This is a genomic window from bacterium (genome assembly GCA_030646995.1).
Lineage (GTDB): Bacteria > Patescibacteriota > Minisyncoccia > UBA6257 > WO2-44-18 > JAUSKF01.
Genome location: JAUSKF010000006.1, coordinates 17,485 through 34,849 on the forward strand (window position 1 = coordinate 17,485; position 17,365 = coordinate 34,849).

The following is a 17,365-nucleotide window of genomic DNA, read 5'->3' on the forward strand; positions in this document are numbered from 1 at the left end:
TGGTCGATTCTTGCGCGCACTAGCGCGTCGGAAGGAACAGGAAACGATCTTTTAGTCAGTAATAAAAACAATTAAGTTAAAGGTAAAATAAATTAAACATGGGAAATATAACAAAGAAATTTGCTTCGATTGCCATTTCGGTGGCGACCGTCGCATCACTTTCGGGCTTCTCAATGTTGGTACCTGTCGCTCACGCGCAGACCAGCTTGCAAGCTCAAATCGATGCTTTGTTAGCTCAGATTGCTGCGCTACAATCCCAGTTAGCTAGTTCGAGCCCTGTTAGCACCGCCCTCTGCTCTTTCACCCGAGACCTCACCTTGGGAGTAAGAGGAGATGATGTAATGTGCTTACAGAAATACTTGAATAGCACTGGACATAAAGTATCAACCAGTGGACCAGGTTCCATTGGAAACGAAACATCCTACTTCGGTGCATTGACCGCTTCGGCTGTTGCCAAATGGCAGGCCGCTAACGGCGTTGCTCCGGCTGCTGGATATTTTGGACGCATCTCTCGAGCTAAATATGCATCATTGGCTGTCGTGGCCCCAGCTCCGGCCCCGGCTCCAGTTCCTGGCACTCCGGCCCCAGTTCCTTCTGGTTCTGGATTGACAGTCACATTAGCTTCCGATCAACCGTCCAACGGCTTATTCGGCGAATCATTTGCTAGCCGCCCATTCACGAAACTCACGTTGCGTGCTTCGGCTGATGGCGATGTAACCGTTAAAGCTATGGTTGTTGAAAGGACTGGTCAGGGTAGTGATGCCGCCTTCTCTGGCGTTATCGCTACTGATGAATCAGGTCTCCGTCTTGGTCCGTCCAAAACTTTTGGTTCTGACCACAGACTACGCTTGACCGAGAAAGTTGTTGTTAAAGCGGGTCAAACCAGGACCATCGTCTTGGCTGGTGATTCCGATAGCGATCAAAATGACTACAATGGTCAATTGGTTAGCTTGAGCTTAGTCGGTGTAGAAACCGAAGGAGCTACCGCCGTTAACGCTTCATTCCCGATGACTGGCGCGACTCACACAGTAAATAGCACGTTGGCGATCGGTAGCATGACTATCGCTCGCGGCGCTTTCGATCCAGGCTCCGGCTTGACGAAAGAAATCGGAACCGTGGGATATACCTTCTCCGGTTTGCGGTTGAATGCCGGCACTAACGAAGATGTTTTGGTAAAAGCAATTCAGTGGAACCAATCCGGTTCGGCTGGTTTGGCTGATTTGACCAACGTCAAAGTTGTGCTTGACGGTACTACTTATGACGTCACCAGCACCGATGGCAAAGACTATGTTGCCAAATTCGGAGCCGGTTTGAAGATTGAAAAAGGTTTGAGCAAGGAAGTTTACATTAAAGGCGATGTTGCTGGCGGTTCCGCCCGTACCGTTGACTTTGACCTCTTCCGCTACTCTGACATTCAAGTTGTCGGCTTAACCTATGGCTACGCTTTGTTGCCATCGGGTACAGAAATCGCAGCTGATAACGATGATGACGGCGAAATACAAGACGCCGAGCCTCGTTTTGACGCTTATCAGGTTCACATTGGCGCAGGCAGTATCAGCGCTCAAAACGCGCCGACTGTCGGATCCCAGAACGTTGCCGTCAACCTTTCCAACCAGCCTTTGGGTGGTTTGTTGATAGACGTTAAGGGTGAAGATGTCACTGTCGCTGCGATGAACTTTGACTTGAGCATCATTGAGTCAACGTCTCAAACCGATGTTGATACCAATGACATCACCAATATCACTTTGGTTGATGAAAACGGAAAGGTAGTTGCGGGTCCGGTTGACGCTGTGGCTGGTGGCAATAATGCTATCCGCTTCTCCGACACCGTTACCTTCAAGCCTGGCCGTATGGTTTATACCTTGAAAGGTAAAGTCGGAACCGATGTTGGAACCAACGATACAATCGCTGCTTCCACCACTCCAAACTCTGATTGGACCACTGTTCGTGGTGTAACCTCCGCGGTAACCATCACCCCAACCCCATCGAGCGCTGTTACTATGAGCACGATGACGGTGAAGGCTGCTTCTTTGAGCATTACTTTGTCGTCCGATACCCAGCAGGGCGTTGCTAGCTCTACCGCGCAAACCGTGGTTTCCGGCACCTCTGGATATACGTTCACACAGTATGTGTTAGATGCTAGCGGTTCTGGTGAAGATCTTCGCATTAATGCTATGCAGTTGTTGTTAACCTTCAGCTCGGCTAACGCCGCTGATGATTTGACCAATTGCCAATTATTCGATGGCGCTACCGCGTTAAACACCGGAGGCAACATCGTCAATCCGAGCAACAGCGATTCTACCGGTGCAGCTAAGACCTTCAGCTTTGACTCGAGCTTAATCGTTGCAAAAGGCACCGTTAAGACCTTGTCTATGAAGTGCAACTTAGTTTCCGGCGCTGCCTCTGGACATTATTGGAATTGGGGTATTGCTGATGCAGATGCTTCCATCAACTCCACCGGTATGACCTCAGGTCAAACCGTTGACGGTTCGGATGCAATCACCGCTGATAACGGCCGCATCGTAATTGCCGCGACTTCCGGAACATTGTCTTTGGTATTGGATGCTTCGAGCCCGTCTCTAAAATGGGCCCAATCCGGTTCCACTGATAACATCTTGGCAGTCTTCCGCTTGAACGCTACCAATGAATCGGTTCGCGTAGACACTCTTGGCTTGCAGTTAGCTACTTCTACCAATTCTTCTGCTGTAAACGGTTCCAGCACTCCGAGCGACTTAACTAAAGTCACTTTGTGGGTTGGCGCCTTGAAAGTTGGTGAAGTTGTCTTCACTGCCAGCGATTATGCTACCGCCACCCTTTCCGGAGTAACTGTTCCGAAAGATGGTCAGGTGCTGATTACCGCTAAAGGCGATATCGGCAACATCGGCACTGGTTTGTCGGCTCGTCCGGGCCACTTGGTCAACGTCAATTATGACGCTTCCAATAGCTCCGATGAATCAAACCTTGGTGCAATTGGTGTAGGTCTTTCTTCCGGCACTACTATTAGCGCTGGTGGATCTGACACTGGTTCCAATGGCGCTAGAATCGCTCGGGCTATCCCGACGGTGTCTAAAGAAGCCTTGGCTTCTAACACGTTCTCCAATTCCTCCAATCAGGCACTGTACCGATTTAAGGTTACAGCTCCGTCTGGTGGTAATGGTGTGAGCTTGTACAAGATGACCTTTGCGATTGCTACTAGCACCCTTAGCTCTCAAGAGACTGATGGTCAAAAAGTAGCTTCGACTTATAGGGTGACCAACTTCGATCTGTATTGCTATGAGAATGCAGCTTTCTCGGTTGCTTCTTGCAATACGTTTGATAACTCTGGTCTCTTGAACCAGGGAGGTTTGGCCAATGCTTCGCACGACAAGTTGGGTCTTAACAACACCAATGAAGGTGCATATAGCTCCTCTTCCCCGAGCGTTAGCGTTCGCTTCAACCCGACTGACACTACACAGGGTTCTACTGCTGAAGCTATTAGATTGGCTGCTGGTGAAACCAAATACTTCGTCTTACAGGCGGACGTAACTGGTGGAACCAACACCCCGTCTATCACTGTTAGAATGGATGGCGATGCAACTTTCGCTTCGCTGAACGATTCTACTGACTTCGGCGCGGATGCAACTGGTGAAGATAAAGACTTCACCAATGGTCACGACAACTGGTCCACGGGTCGTTATGTCTTCGCAACCACGGCTTCTATTGTGGATGCGTGGGATAATGATGACTTCATCTGGTCCGGTAACTCTACCAACACCTCGCAGGGCATTTCGTCTTACGATTGGTTCAACGGATTCTTAGTTCCGGGCCTGTCTAACTCCGACAACGGCGCCACCGAAGTGTTAACTCTCTAACGGGACTTGAGACCCGCTTAGTGAATCAAAACCCCCCGCAAGGGGGGTTTTGATTTGGGGAAGAAGGGTTGGAAATTAGATTAAAATCTGTTAGAATTCCAGTAATCTAAGATCATGAAGAAAATCTTATTAACTTTAGGAGGACTAGTTGTAATCGGTGCGTCTACCGCCGTTTTTTATTCTAATTATTACAAACCGAAAGGCGATGTGGTTACTCCGACGCAAGGTCAGAGCGATGACGGCATCGTTCTAGCAACCAGCTCTCCAGAAAAGCCGGCCGAGAAGCCGATTGTTATTGATAGTACTCCGAAGTACAAAGGGCAGGATTTAAATTTTTTGGCTTCCCCAAAAGAGCTTTCCGGTTATCCGAAAGAATTCGTGGAGGCGCAGCAAAAGAAATTACTCGGAATTATTAAGTTGGTGAATGAAAACCCTAAAGATGAGACTAACTGGATAGACGTCGGGTTGGTGAAAAAAGTTTTTAATAATTATATCGGCGCTCGTGATGTTTGGGAATATGCCAAACTGCTAAATCCGAATGCCTCAATGTCTTACAGTAATCTTGGCAAGCTTTATTCGGGATATTTATCAGATAATAAAAAAGCGGAAGAAAATTTTTTGGCCGCCTTGAAACTAGACCCCGGAATAAGCGATGGCTATCTCGCTTTAGCCGAGTTTTACCGTGATTTTTATAAGGAAAAATTTGACCAAGTGGATGACGTTTTGCTCGCAGGAATTAAGGTTGTGCCATTGGATCTCAATTTGCATCTCCAGCTGGCCTTTTACTATAAAAACATCGGAGATAAAGAAAATGCGATAAAGTATTTTGAGAAGTTTTTGAAGCTTCCTGACCTGACCGGAGCTCAACAAAAAGCCATTGAAGAAGAAGTGGTTGCTCTTAAGAGTTAAGATAGATCTTTTCTGTAGCGGCCACCATCAACTCTAAGTTTAGAGATTCTTTCAGGAAGGTATTCCCCTTTTGCGCTAATTGCTCCGCCACCTCTTTATTGTTGATTAGGTGCTCGATGGCTCGGGCCAATTCGCCTGGCATATTGGGTTGCATCACCAGGCCGCGATCTGTGGCTATCTCGGTCATACCGCCTACTCGCGTGGTGATTACCGGCAGTCCGGCGGCCATAGCCTCAAGGAGGGTGTAGGGCAGACCTTCTTTGATTGACGACAGTAGGAAGATATCGAAGGCTTTCATATATGGCGCGGCCGGAGCAACGCCATTGACGATGTAGAATTTATTTTCCAGGCCCAGTTTTTTTATTCTGGAGAGCAAGCGGTCTTTCAGTGGCCCGTCGCCGATTATAAAAAATTGTACATTTTCGTTTTTTACTAAAGCAGCGGCATCAACGAAGTCGCGGTAGCTTTTTTCTATGACTAGCCGGCCGATTGAGCCGACCCAAATTGAGTTTGTGAGTTGATGAGTTGATAGGTTTAATCCGGCCAGAGTTGTCAGCGCCTTGCGGGAGGTTTTTTTATCAAAAAATTTAAGGTTTTCCCAGTCCAAGCCATTATAAATGGTCACCAGTTTATTTAATGGAGCAATCTTATTTTGGATCGCCAAGCTTCTGTCATATTCGGATACGTTGATTATGACATCCTGATACCGGGCGGCCATTCTATGTATTAAAGTGAAAAGCTTTCTTTTTAAGTACCCCAAGGAGTTATCCGGATTAAAAACCCATCCATGAGCGGTAAATACTACTTTGGGGACGCCGCTTAGTTTGGCGGCGATTGCTCCCACCACGCCGGCCTTTGAGCTGTTGAGGTGTACTACATCCGGCTTTTCTTTTTTGAAGAAAAAGAACAATTCCGCAATTGCCAGCCAGTCATTGATGAATAAAAGGTGCGGCCAAAAAGAATTGGAGAGGAAGAAAATCCCCTTTTTCCCTCCGGTAACTACCCTCACCTCAAATTTATCTTTATTTAAGTTGTCGGCGAGATCTTGGACGTATTTTTGCGCTCCGCCAACGTCTTCTTTGGTGATTAAATATAATACTTTCGTTCTCATATTCACTCTTTAATTTTACCAATTTATAAGATAATATAAGACCAATGTCAAAGCCCTGCGTTGCCGTCTTCAGTTTAGCTTACCACCCTTTTGTGGGGGGCGCGGAAATAGCAGTCAAGGAGATTATTTCCCGTAACCCTGCCAGTGACTTTGTGATTCTCACAAAGAAGTTTGATCGAGCTTGGCCGTCGGCGGAGTCCTCCGATAATTGCTCTATTTTGCGTCTTGGGCGGGGCGAAATTTCACCCCGCAGTTATTATGGCGGATTTTTCGGTAAGATTTTTTATATTTTCCAAGCGGTTCGAGTTGCCGAAAAGATTCACCGCTCCCAGCCATTTTCGGCTATTTGGGGAATGATGGCTTCCTATGCCGGCATTGCCGCTTTAATATTTAAGTTGCGACACCCAAGCGTGCCCTTTTTGCTTACTTTGCAGGAAGGCGACTCCGAAGCGCATATTTTGAGAAAAGTAGGAATTTTTTATCCATTTTGGAGAAAGATATTTAAAAAGGCGGATAGCATACAAGTTATAAGTAGGTATTTGGCGAATTTTGCTAGGCGCCACGGAGCTATTTGCCCGATTGAGGTGATCCCGAACGGAGTGGATTTGTCTGATTATGGGACCGATAGGACTTATGAGTCTTATAAGACCAATACATCTAATGAGCCTTATGTGATCATCACCACTTCCCGATTAGTTCATAAGAACGGAGTAGATATTTTGATTGCTTCGTTGCCGTTGCTACATACTACTAACTACAAGCTACTAATTTTAGGCGACGGCCCGGATAAAGAAAAATTAAAGGACCTGGCCATTCAGTTGGGTGTTTCCGATAAGATAGAGTTCCTTGGCCACGTCGAACCCGATCTCATTCCTTCCTACTTGCTACAAGCTACTATCTTCGTCCGCGCCTCTCGCTCGGAGGGCTTGGGAAACTCATTTCTTGAGGCGATGGCCGCCGGGTTGCCTGTAATTGGAACTCCGGTCGGCGGCATCCCGGATTTTTTGAAGGATGGAGAAACGGGCATTTTCTGCCGAGTGGACGATCCGAAGGATTTAGCGAGAAAGATCAACCTCTTGATAGAGAATAAGGATTTATACAAAAAGATTTCGGAGTCGGGGCGGGTTTTGGTCGCCAAAAATTATTCTTGGGATGAAATATCTTCAAAAATGAGCTTAATTTTCCAATCCCTTAATACTAAATACTTGCTACTTACTACTCGTTTGTTGATTGCGACTGGAATATACCCCCCGGACATCGGAGGGCCGGCGACCTATACGGTGCTTATGGAGAAAGAGCTGCCAAAGCGTGGCTTTGCAGTGGATCATTTGGCCTTCACGGATTATCGGAAGAAGCCCAAGGTAATTCGCCATTTCCTATATTTATGGGATTGCTGGAGGAAGGCGAAAAATTTTGATGCGATTTACGCGCAAGATCCGGTAAGTGTTGGCTTGCCTGCGTTAATCGCCGCCCGACTTCGCGGCAAAAAGTTTTTCATCCGCGTCGCCGGAGATTATGCTTGGGAGCAATCGGCCCAGCGTTTTGGCGTAAAAGAGACGATAGACGAGTTCCAAAATAAGAAATATGGCTTCCGGGTCGGAGTGTTGCGGGCAATCCAGCGCTTTGTTGTTGGTCGCGCTGATTTAGTTATTACGCCGAGCAATTATTTCAGGAAACTTGTCGGCGGCTGGATAAAAAATCCGGAGAAAGTAAAAACTATCTATAACGGAATTGAGCTAGAAAGAATTCAGAAAACAAATCTACAAAACTCGAACGCCAAACTTATTGCTTCCACCGGACGCCTAGTCCCCTGGAAGGGCTTTGATGTATTAATAGAATTGATGAAAGAAGAGGATCTAAAAGATTGGTCCCTTCGAATATACGGCGATGGCCCGGACAAACAAAAACTGCAGAATCTGATATCCAAAAATGATCTTCAAGACAGAGTTTTATTAGTAGGGGCGCAGGATAGAAAAACTTTACTTAGCGATGCCGAAGCCGCCTCAATATTTGTGTTGAATACCACTTTCGAGAGTTTTTCTTTTCAGGTCGTTGAAGAGATGTATCGAGGTGTTCCCGTTGTTACTACCAATATTGGCAGCCTGCCTGAATTGATTGAAAACAATAAAGAGGGCATATTGGTTGAGCCAAACAATAAGGGTCAGATATTGGATGCTATAAAGAAAATTTCCCAAGATGAAGCTTTTCGGGAATTGATTGTTAAAAATGCCCAGGAGAAAGCCCAACAATTTTCTATAACCAGAACTGTCGATAATCTAGTAAAATTAATAAGCAATTAAATATGGATGTACAAGTAAATAAAACTCATTACTTCCGCAAAAAATACGACGACCTTGATCGGTTTATTTCCTATTTCTATCAGGTCGATCTATCGCAGGAAGCGATCAGTAAAGAAGCGAAGGTTTTGGAGATTGGAAAAGGAAACGGGTTTTATTCTGACTATATGAAAAAACTCGGGTATCAGGTTTCGACCTGTGATTTTGATAAGGATCTTAGCCCAGATGTGGTGGCCGATATCCGCAAACTTCCTTTCCCGGATAACAGTTTTGATCTGGTGACGGCGTTTGAGGTTCTTGAGCATCTTCCTTTTGAGGACGTTGAGGTCGCATTAGCTGAATTAAAAAGAGTTTCCAGCGGCAAGGTTCTTATTTCTGTTCCATATAAATCTACTTATTTTGAGATGGTTTTAAAGTTTCCCTTTGTTCGCACGATTCTTCGCCGGATGTTTTTGGATATACACTTCCGGATTCCGCTGGTTTTCGGCGGCATCAAGGTTTCCGGCCAGCATTATTGGGAAGTAGATTTGTTTAAAACCCCTTTGCGAAAAGTTCGGAAGGTAATCCGGAAATTCTTTGCGATTGAGAAAGAGGTCAGCCCGGTGCTGGATCATTATCACCGATTCTTCGTTCTGAAAAAATAATGAAGGTTTTACTACTATCAACCGATAGTCAGATATTCAACGAAGCGAGCCAAGTGCGCGCTCGAATTTTAGAATACGGGAAATTGTTTGAGGAGTTGCATGTCATCGTTTACACAAAACCAGGGTATAAAGAAAAAATAATCGGCAATGTTCATCTCTGGCCAACGAATAATAAATTCCGGGTGGGATACCAAAGAGCCGTGTTCGGCTATGTTCGCAAAAATTGCAAAAAGGGCAGTGATTGGACCGTTTCGTCGCAGGACCCTTTTGAGGCGGGTTGGGTGGGATATAAGTTAAAATCTTTTTTAGGGGCCCATTTCCAGATCCAGATTCATACGGATTTTTTAAGCCCATTTTTTGCCAAGGAGTCCTGGAGGCATCGTACCCGGGTTTTATTGGCGAAGTGGCTGGTTAAAAAGGCAGACCGAATCCGGGTAGTTTCAGAACGTATTAAAAAATCTTTAATTGCCTTGGACGCCGATTTAGAAAGGAAAATTGTAGTCCTGCCTATTTTTGTGGACAGGGAAGTTTTTCATTTAGCTATCTCCGAGAGCCGAGAAATAAATGTCGTTGGTCCGGATGACGTCTTGGTGCTGACCGTGGCGCGGAAAGGCCCGGAAAAGAATATAGATTTAGCAAATAGTATAATTGGGGAGCTAAAGAGCAGAGGCAACAAAGTGAAGTGGCTTCATATTGGATATAAAGCCAGCGACAAGGAGCCTGAGTGGCTCGTTCAATTTATAGAAAATCCGAAATCCATAGCTTCCTTCTATAAAATGGCCGACCTGTTTTTATTGACCTCAAATTACGAAGGGTACGGAATGGCCGCCGTTGAAGCAGCGGCTGCGGGCGTACCGGTAGTAATGACTGATGTTGGCGTAGCTTTGGGCGCAACATTTCCCGTTGGCGACAAAGAAAGAGCGGTCGCGATAATTGAGGAATTAATTCAGAGCCCGGAGAAGCGACGGCAATTAGTGGAAAAACAAAACGAATTTTTCAAGAATTGGCCGACCAAGGAGCAATACTTGGAGCAATTTAAAAAAAGTCTAACTTTTTAAACATGCGCCTATTATTTATTACTCAAAAAGTTGATAAGAACGATGACGTGCTTGGCGTCTATCACCGTTGGATAGAGAAGCTTGCCGCAAAAACCGAAAAAATAAATGTTATCTGTTTGTATAAAGGAAAAGTGGAGATGCCCGGCAATGTAGTGGTCCATTCTCTGGGCAAAGAGCTGACGGGGCATAATCGTTTCCGATATCTTGGGAACTTTTTCCGGTTAGTTTGGAAATTGCGTTCGGAGTATGATGTTGTCTTTGTCCACATGAACCCGGAGTATGTGATTCTGGCGGGGTGGCTCTGGCGGATGTTGGGCAAGCGCGTGGTTCTTTGGTATGCCCACTATTTATCCAACTTGAAATTGCGGATTGCCGCCATATTCCCGAATATTATCGTCACCTCTACTCGTCGAGCCTTTCCTTATGCCAGTAAAAAATTAATAGTGTTGCAGCAGGGCATAGATACGGGAAATTTTTCTTCGCTTCCTCGGCCCGTGTCCTCCGAAGGAGGATCCGCCTCCGGCGGAAAGGACGCCGCAGTTGTTAAGTTTTTGTTTTTGGGTCGGATCGCTCCGGTAAAGAAGCTGGAGGTATTGGTCCGCGCGATACAGTTGGCTTCCCAGAGAATTAACGCGCGATTGTCGGTGGTGGGATCGCCGACGGCCGGCAAGCCGGTGGAGGCGGAATATTTAAGGGAGGTTCAGAAATTAGTTTCCGGGTTGGGCCTGTCGGGCCGGATAGGTTTTGAAAAGCCGGTTGCTAATATTCTCACTCCGGAGATTTATCGGAAGCATGATATTTTCGTGAACCTGACCGTGACCGGAAGCTTTGATAAAAGCACTCTGGAAGCGATGGCGTGTGGATCTCCGATTTTGGTAAGCAACTTGGCCTTTCGGGATGTTCTGCCTGAAGATTTACAGAGCTTATTGATGTTCCAAGAGGGCGATCATCGGGATTTAGCCGAGCAAATGGTCAAATTAGCTGCTTTGTCGGCTCAAGATAGGGAGGCAATAGGGGGCCGGTTGCGTGATATTATAGTTGAGAAGCACGGACTAGATGGTTTGGTGGATAAATTGTATAGTGCCCTTTCAGCCAATGATAATTAATGCTTCGGACCAGAAACACTCCTTGTTGCACTACTTCTTTAAGGGCGAGGCCCTGAAGAGGTTTTTTGATACGCTGGCGACCGGCATCGGGTTAATCAATTCCTACTTCATCATCAGCACTCTCTCCGTTTTCCACTTCGGTTTGTATCAGTTAGTACTATCTTTCATAGCCATACTGGACGGCTTCAGTTTGGATGTGATGGATGGAGTGGTAGTGGTAGATATGCGTAGTTATCTTAATAAAGGTTTGAGGGGAGCCGCTAAAAAACTTTATTTGGCGTATATAAAGTTGAAACTTGGAATCTCTATCATGATGGCGGTCGGCGCTTTTTTCCTTTCCGGCATAATTGCCAAGTCTTATAGCGAGGACATCGGACTGCTGATAAAGATCGCCAGCTTGCTGCTGATATTCAGATCCCTTCAATCATTGGAGTCGTTGATTCTGAAAGTGATAATGAACTTTACTTATTGGAGTTATCCGGCCGTGCGCGAGGTCGCCAAGTTGGGTCTTATTATATTTTTGTTGGTTACGAGTGGAAGTTTTTCAATAGTTCAACTGCTGACCGCCCACGTTATAGCCGATGGCGTGGCGGTGCTGTTTCTGACCTTGGTTTTGTTTTGGAGGAATTTTTATAAGGTATTTCACGGGGTCGTTAGCGATGCCGAGAACCACTTGTGGGGGGTAATCAAAACATATGGCCATTGGACGGTTTTGCGTTATGTTTTTTCCAAGATCAGCAAAAATGTCACACCCTGGTTCTTGAAGTTCTTTATTAACACAGAGGCGGTCGCTTTTTATTCGTTAGCGATCAATCTCATAGCCTTTATCGAGAATCTATTTCCTCTGGATGGGCTTTCCCCGATCCTGGCTCTTAAGTCGGACAATCGGGGGGAAATTAGCTTTATCTTCAAGAGGGCGGTTAAGTACGCTTTTTGGTTGGGAATGATTCTAATGGTAGTGAGTTTTATCTTCGTGCCTCCGGTGGTGACGTTTATTTTCCCCAAGTATCAGCCGGCCATGCCCATCTTCAAGGTAATGATTTTGGCTTTGCCTATTTTCGGATTCTATAAGATTCTTAAGGCTACTTTGACGGTTTTGAAAGAGCAGAGAGTGCTAACGATGCGTCTACTGAACGAATCATTGATGGTGCCGCTGGGTTTGACTATCTTCCTGCCAATCTTTAAATTGGCGGGAGCTGGCGCGGCATACGCTATGGCTTACGTAGAAAGAGTTTGGTTCTTTTATTCCCAGCTGATTAAGAAATATCCGGAATTTCGGATTAAGATTCGGCAGTTCTTCAAGATTGATGAATATGACCGCGAAATTTTTCGTCGTACGATCCGGCGTCCTTTGCAGGCGATTAAAGAATTGCGAAAAAATAAATAATGCAAACCAAAACCGTTTTTATATCCTGTTTTTTTAATCTGGTGGCGCGCAATGTTTTGGAAACCAGTTTTTTTCAAAAATTGCGCAGCCGTACCGATTTGAAGATTGTTCTTCTTGCTCCGCAGGGCAAAGGAGATTTTTTTCGTAAGGAATTTGGTGGATCGAATGTGGCGGTGGAGGAGGTGCCGACGCGTCCGATGTCCAAACCTGGTCTTTTGTTTCACTTGTTGGCGTGGAATTTATTAAGAACAAAGAGCAAGGAGATACACCGCTTTGTTCAGTTAGGAAAGGACCGTAATTATGCGCGATATTTTTTCACGTCGGCCATGAATTGGTTTGGTGGTCGGCCGCTTATTCGCCGAGCGTTTCGTTATTTCGATGCCTTTATGCCTAGCGGTGGCTTTGACTATCTTTTTGATCGTTATCGGCCAGATTTGGTGTTTGCCACAGATATTCAAGATCTACGTGTGCAGGAGTTAAGCGATACCGCGCTTATCCGGGCCGCTCGGCGACGGGGAGTGAACAGCGTGGGTATGTCGCGCTCGTGGGACAGCATGACCACTAAGGGGTTGCTGCGCACCCTGCCCGATTTGTTAGTAGTTCAAACAGACAATATCAAAAGCCAGGCAGTCGCCTACCACAGCGTCCCCGCTGATCGTGTGGTCGTAGTCGGCGTGCCACACTATGATTCCTATATAACCGGTACTCGGACATCCCGAGAAGATTTTTTCAAAAGGATCGGGTTGGATCCGGCTAAAAAACTTATATTTTTTGCCCCACCCAGCGATATTTGGACCGGCGACAAGTCTTTGAACCCATTTTTATTCAAAACGATCGCTTCCATTGGGGAGCAAGTGGTCGCCCGCTTTCCTATATTTGGAGAGTTGGACCTAGGGGATTTCGCGCGACCCGCTAATATGGTTTTTGACCGACCAACCAACTCGGATAATTTAGCGGAGGCTTTATTAGCGAAAAAAGACGATGCCCACTTTGCTAATCTTCTCTACCACAGCGATGTAGTAGTTACTGGGCCGTCGAGTGTGATCTTAGATGCTTCTCTATTCAATAAGCCAACGATCTTGATCGGTTTTGATGGAGAAAAAATAAAGCCCTATTGGCAAAGATTGAGTCGATATTATGATTACGAACACCAGGATGCGGCGATCAGGTTAGGCGAGCTTAGGGTCGCCAAAAGCCGGGGAGAGCTGGTAGAGTATATAAAAGAAGGTCTTAGTCAGCCTAAGCGCGGAGAAGAGGGTCGTCGACGGTTAGCAAATAGTTTCTGCCAGGATTTAGACGGAAGATCCGGGGAGCGTTTGGCGGCAGCGATCACTGATAATCTATGAAATATTTGAGCCCCGAAGATATAAAGAATTCTCCAGATGAGTTGATGGCGCTACAACAGCACGCTAGCTGGGATATCCGTAGTGGCCGGGCTTTAAGCTTGGTCCAGCGGTATGTCCCCGATAAAGATGGAGCGATTTTGGATTGCGCCTCTGCTAGCGGCGGATTTTTGTTACAGTTGGCGAAAAACGGCTATTCCAACGTCAACGGATTGGATATTGACGACTATCGCCAGCCGGAAGCGAAGAAATTTAATTTCAAAACAGGCGATGTTTGTCTGCAACCGATACCTTGGCCGGACCATTCCTTTGACGCAGTAGTTTCTTTGCAGACCATAGAGCATTTGGAGAATCCATATTATTTTGTTCGTGAGGTAAGTCGGGTTTTAAAGCCCGGCGGTATTTTTACTGTTTCTATGCCGAATCCATTTCATATTTTAAATCGCCTGCTCTTTTTATCCCGCGGCAATCTATATCATTGGCTGGAAAGTGACAATCACATCACCTTTTTTACTAAAGCGACTTTTAAAAAGGCATTTTTGAATAATTTTAAATTGTTGGAGATGGGTTATTCCAAGCCGGAGTTTAAGTACCACATCTTCAGCCGCCTACGAGCTTTTTGGAAGATTTTGCCCGCAAATCAGTGGTTTGGCCGCTATACTTATTTTGTATTGAAGAACAAGGAATAAGATTTCAGGATGATTGACTGATCCGCCTCTTTATCTTAAATTGTGGCTAGTTGTTTTATATCAGTTTTTTAAAGGAAATCAAAATTGCGCAGAAAAATTTGTGTGTTCTCCGGTAAGCGCGGTGGATTCGGGGCTTATCTGAACTTGATGCGTTTAATCGAGAATGATCCTGATCTAGAATTGCAGATCATTTTGAGCGATATGCACGCTTCCGATAAATTCGGAGCGACCGCAAAAGAGGTGAAAGGATTTTTCCCTAACGTAGATATGGAAGTGGTTCCGATGAATTCCTCCAGCTCAGATTCTCCGGTGGCTCGCGCAACGAATCTTGGTGCCTGCCTAGAAGGCTTGGCTCCGGCGCTCGAGCGTCTTAAGCCGAATATTCTGATGGTGCACGGAGATCGCGGAGAACATTTGATGGCAGCATTTGCAGCTCTCAATCTTGGCATCCCCGTTACTCACACCCAAGGAGGCGAGACTTCCGGAAACATCGATGATGTTCAGCGTCATGCGATTACCAAGTTGGCACATTTGCATTTTCCGGAAACAGAGAAGGCAGCCCAGAAGATCCGCGCACTTGGAGAAGATGATTGGAGAATCCGAGTTGTCGGGTCTTTGTATATCGATCGGATCGTGGGAAAGCAGTACTCCGATGTCGGTGAGATGAAGAAGCGTTATGATGCGCCCGGTGAGTACGTTCTCGTGTTGTATCATCCCGACACCTTTCTTACCCCTGCCGAGAATCGACAAGTGATGACGGACATCCTGGTTGCGGTTATGCACGTATGGAGGATTAGGACGATCGTCGTTCATCCTTGCTCTGATCCCGGTCATGAGGAAGTGATTAGCACAATCAACGCCGCGAAAAAAGAAGACGTTTTTGACCACCTTCGGGTTTACAAGAACATCGATAACTTAGACTTCTTGGGGTTGATGGCCGGTGCCAGTGCCCTGATTGGAAATTCTTCCGCCGCCTTGGTCGAGGCTCCTTATTTTCATCTGCCGGCAGTCAATGTCGGAGATCGGCAGCGAGGGCGTGATCACGAGCTGAACATCATCAACTCCGCAACGGAAATAAATTCCATCGTGAACGCCGTGGGTAAGGCGATCAACCCCTCTGGCGATTTGCGGGATATTTTGAAGAGTTGTGGGCAGAGATTGGGCGATGGGCATGCCTCCGAAAAGATTTTTGCGGCTCTGAAAGCAGTAGAGATCAACGAAAAACTTTTGCGTAAAAGTTAACCCGGCTAGAAAGGCCGGGTTTTTAATTTGTTGTAAAATAATGCGTGCGCAGTTATATTGAGATTGGTTTACATGATAAATTATGAACATAGTGCCGTTGCGATTATTCCTGCTCGTGGCGGATCCAAGGGGCTACCGGGCAAGAATACTAAGTTATTAGCCGGAAAGCCGCTGATCGCCTACAGCATTGAAGCAGCCAAAAAAAGCCGGTTCGTTAGTCGGGTAATCGTCACCACCGACGATCCAAAGATAGCGGAAGTTGCCAAGGCCGCGGGTGCCGAAGTCCCCTTTTTGCGTCCGGCGGAGATAGCCCAAGACAGCACCCCGATGTTGCCGGTGGTCCGCCATACCCTAGAATGGTTACAGCAAAATGAAAATTTTGCGCCGGAATTTGTGTTGATGATCCAGCCGACTTCTCCATTCGTGAAAACTGAGCAGATAGATGCTCTATTCGAACTTTTGGTTTCCAAAGGAGCTGATTCAGGAATTACTACTATCGAATTGCCGCGCCCATTCCATCCATATCACGTGCGCCATCTCACCGAGAGCGGGTATTTAGAATTTGATCAACCGGAATTACATTATCAGCACCCGACTAGGCAATCCGATCCGAAACGCTACGCCTTCGCGAGCGTTTATTGGTTCAATCGTGACCTTTTTCTGAAAGAAAATAAAATTGAACCGGGTAAAAGAGTAGGTTTACCGGTGGACCCGGCAACCGCGCACGATATCAACAATGCTTTTGATTGGGAAATAGCGGAAGTCCTGGTTAAGAAATACGGCTAGAGCCATATTTATGGAACCCACAAAAGAGCAGTATATAATTGTTGCCTATCACTATGTAAGGGATCCGGATCCCAAATGGACCGGTATTCATTCTTGCTCAATTCGCGAATTTGATCGGCAGATCAAGCTTCTGTCGGAGCAATTCAAGATTGTTTCCGTTTCCGAAGTGGCCGAAGCGGCCCGACAGGCACGGGCTGGGAAGTTTTGCGCAATAACTTTTGACGATGGACTTTTGGATAATTATCAGAATGCTCTGCCTGTATTGGAAAAATATGGAGCGAAGGCCACCTTTTTTATAATCACCTCGGTTTTTGACGGTGGAGTGCCTCTTACTCACAAACTGCATGCTCTTTTCTCTCAGGCTTCTGCCGGCGAGTTGATCGATATTTTTAATCAGTGGGCAGCTGGTCGCTATTCGATTCCAAAAGACAAACGATTGGATCAGCGCCGCGTGCACGGTGATATCCTGACCAATAATTTTAAGGAAACGATGGTGATGTTGGATGAGGATACCCGTAAGAATTTTTTAGATTTTTGTTTTCAAAAGTTCCGTATCAATGAGCCTCTCCTTAATAAGCAGTTGTTTATGACTCGAGAGCAGGTAGTAGATATGAAGCGACGCGGTATGATCATTGGCAGTCATTCTCATAGCCATCATTCTTTTGAGTCCTTAAAGGCACCAGAGGCGGAAGATGATGTGTTTAGATCTAATGAGAGCTTAACGAAATTATTGGGGCGGACGCCTGATGTATTTTGCTACCCGCACGGACGCCATTCCAAGGTGACGCCCGTGATTCTGCAACAAGCCGGTTTTTCTTATGCGGTAGTCATCGAGCGCCGCGCGGTTTCTAAGAACGACGATTCATTTTTACTTCCTCGTTACGACGCTAATGATCTACGCGCTTAGTTTTGACTATCCCACGTATTTTATTGCATACTACC

Annotated in this window: 13 protein-coding genes; 12 read left to right on the top strand and 1 reads right to left on the bottom strand. The window is 46.1% G+C overall.

Annotated elements, in window-relative coordinates; translation table 11 throughout:
• Window positions 1-98 precede the first annotated feature (98 nt).
• Window positions 99-3,851 (top strand): peptidoglycan-binding domain-containing protein, encoded by a 3,753-nt coding sequence (locus Q7S83_03440; GenBank protein MDO8467162.1) that lies wholly within the window; start codon window positions 99-101, stop codon window positions 3,849-3,851.
• A 114-nt stretch (window positions 3,852-3,965) separates the two neighbouring features.
• The gene (locus Q7S83_03445; protein ID MDO8467163.1) at window positions 3,966-4,760 is read left to right on the top strand and encodes a hypothetical protein; all 795 of its coding nucleotides are present in this window, start codon (window positions 3,966-3,968) and stop codon (window positions 4,758-4,760) included.
• Here the strand turns inward: Q7S83_03445 and Q7S83_03450 are convergent.
• Entirely contained in the window at window positions 4,750-5,871 is a 1,122-nt protein-coding gene (locus Q7S83_03450) for a glycosyltransferase (protein MDO8467164.1), read from the bottom strand. The two genes, Q7S83_03445 and Q7S83_03450, sit on opposite strands and share 11 nt — an antisense overlap.
• A 44-nt stretch (window positions 5,872-5,915) precedes the next feature.
• Here Q7S83_03450 and Q7S83_03455 point away from each other — a divergent pair, with 44 nt between their 5' ends.
• The 10 genes from Q7S83_03455 (at window position 5,916) to Q7S83_03500 (ending at window position 17,330) form a co-directional block, all read left to right on the top strand.
• On the top strand, window positions 5,916-8,171 hold the full coding sequence (locus tag Q7S83_03455; protein MDO8467165.1) for a glycosyltransferase family 4 protein: 2,256 nt from the start codon (window positions 5,916-5,918) through the stop codon (window positions 8,169-8,171).
• A 2-nt stretch (window positions 8,172-8,173) separates the two neighbouring features.
• Window positions 8,174-8,812, top strand: a complete 639-nt coding sequence (locus Q7S83_03460) for a class I SAM-dependent methyltransferase (GenBank protein ID MDO8467166.1) — start codon at window positions 8,174-8,176, stop codon at window positions 8,810-8,812.
• Window positions 8,812-9,870, top strand: coding sequence for a glycosyltransferase (locus Q7S83_03465; protein MDO8467167.1), 1,059 nt, complete (start codon window positions 8,812-8,814; stop codon window positions 9,868-9,870). Before Q7S83_03460 ends, Q7S83_03465 begins: the two co-directional genes overlap by 1 nt.
• A gap of 2 nt (window positions 9,871-9,872) precedes the next feature.
• Entirely contained in the window at window positions 9,873-10,976 is a 1,104-nt protein-coding gene (locus tag Q7S83_03470) for a glycosyltransferase family 4 protein (protein MDO8467168.1), read from the top strand.
• Window positions 10,966-12,363 (top strand): hypothetical protein, encoded by a 1,398-nt coding sequence (locus Q7S83_03475; GenBank protein ID MDO8467169.1) that lies wholly within the window; start codon window positions 10,966-10,968, stop codon window positions 12,361-12,363. Before Q7S83_03470 ends, Q7S83_03475 begins: the two co-directional genes overlap by 11 nt.
• Window positions 12,363-13,709: a CDP-glycerol glycerophosphotransferase family protein gene (locus Q7S83_03480; protein MDO8467170.1), complete on the top strand. Its 1,347-nt coding sequence runs from the start codon at window positions 12,363-12,365 to the stop codon at window positions 13,707-13,709. Before Q7S83_03475 ends, Q7S83_03480 begins: the two co-directional genes overlap by 1 nt.
• Window positions 13,706-14,395 carry a methyltransferase domain-containing protein gene (locus Q7S83_03485; protein ID MDO8467171.1) on the top strand — a complete coding sequence of 230 codons (690 nt, stop codon included), beginning with the start codon at window positions 13,706-13,708 and terminating at the stop codon, window positions 14,393-14,395. The genes Q7S83_03480 and Q7S83_03485 overlap by 4 nt, the downstream gene beginning before the upstream one ends.
• A gap of 84 nt (window positions 14,396-14,479) precedes the next feature.
• Window positions 14,480-15,637, top strand: coding sequence for a UDP-N-acetylglucosamine 2-epimerase (gene neuC / locus Q7S83_03490; GenBank protein MDO8467172.1), 1,158 nt, complete (start codon window positions 14,480-14,482; stop codon window positions 15,635-15,637).
• A gap of 72 nt (window positions 15,638-15,709) precedes the next feature.
• Window positions 15,710-16,423: an acylneuraminate cytidylyltransferase family protein gene (locus Q7S83_03495; GenBank protein MDO8467173.1), complete on the top strand. Its 714-nt coding sequence runs from the start codon at window positions 15,710-15,712 to the stop codon at window positions 16,421-16,423.
• Between the two features lie 10 nt (window positions 16,424-16,433).
• The gene (locus tag Q7S83_03500; protein MDO8467174.1) at window positions 16,434-17,330 is read left to right on the top strand and encodes a polysaccharide deacetylase family protein; all 897 of its coding nucleotides are present in this window, start codon (window positions 16,434-16,436) and stop codon (window positions 17,328-17,330) included.
• Window positions 17,331-17,365 lie beyond the last annotated feature (35 nt).

Bases quoted from the DNA above. Each gene is read 5' to 3' on its own strand.
- Q7S83_03440 (MDO8467162.1), top strand. From the start codon at position 99: ATGGGAAATATAACAAAGAAATTTGCTTCGATTGCCATTTCGGTGGCG.
- Q7S83_03445 (MDO8467163.1), top strand. From the start codon at position 3,966: ATGAAGAAAATCTTATTAACTTTAGGAGGACTAGTTGTAATCGGTGCG.
- Q7S83_03450 (MDO8467164.1), bottom strand. From the start codon at position 5,871: ATGAGAACGAAAGTATTATATTTAATCACCAAAGAAGACGTTGGCGGA.
- Q7S83_03455 (MDO8467165.1), top strand. From the start codon at position 5,916: ATGTCAAAGCCCTGCGTTGCCGTCTTCAGTTTAGCTTACCACCCTTTT.
- Q7S83_03460 (MDO8467166.1), top strand. From the start codon at position 8,174: ATGGATGTACAAGTAAATAAAACTCATTACTTCCGCAAAAAATACGAC.
- Q7S83_03465 (MDO8467167.1), top strand. From the start codon at position 8,812: ATGAAGGTTTTACTACTATCAACCGATAGTCAGATATTCAACGAAGCG.
- Q7S83_03470 (MDO8467168.1), top strand. From the start codon at position 9,873: ATGCGCCTATTATTTATTACTCAAAAAGTTGATAAGAACGATGACGTG.
- Q7S83_03475 (MDO8467169.1), top strand. From the start codon at position 10,966: ATGATAATTAATGCTTCGGACCAGAAACACTCCTTGTTGCACTACTTC.
- Q7S83_03480 (MDO8467170.1), top strand. From the start codon at position 12,363: ATGCAAACCAAAACCGTTTTTATATCCTGTTTTTTTAATCTGGTGGCG.
- Q7S83_03485 (MDO8467171.1), top strand. From the start codon at position 13,706: ATGAAATATTTGAGCCCCGAAGATATAAAGAATTCTCCAGATGAGTTG.
- Q7S83_03495 (MDO8467173.1), top strand. From the start codon at position 15,710: ATGATAAATTATGAACATAGTGCCGTTGCGATTATTCCTGCTCGTGGC.
- Q7S83_03500 (MDO8467174.1), top strand. From the start codon at position 16,434: ATGGAACCCACAAAAGAGCAGTATATAATTGTTGCCTATCACTATGTA.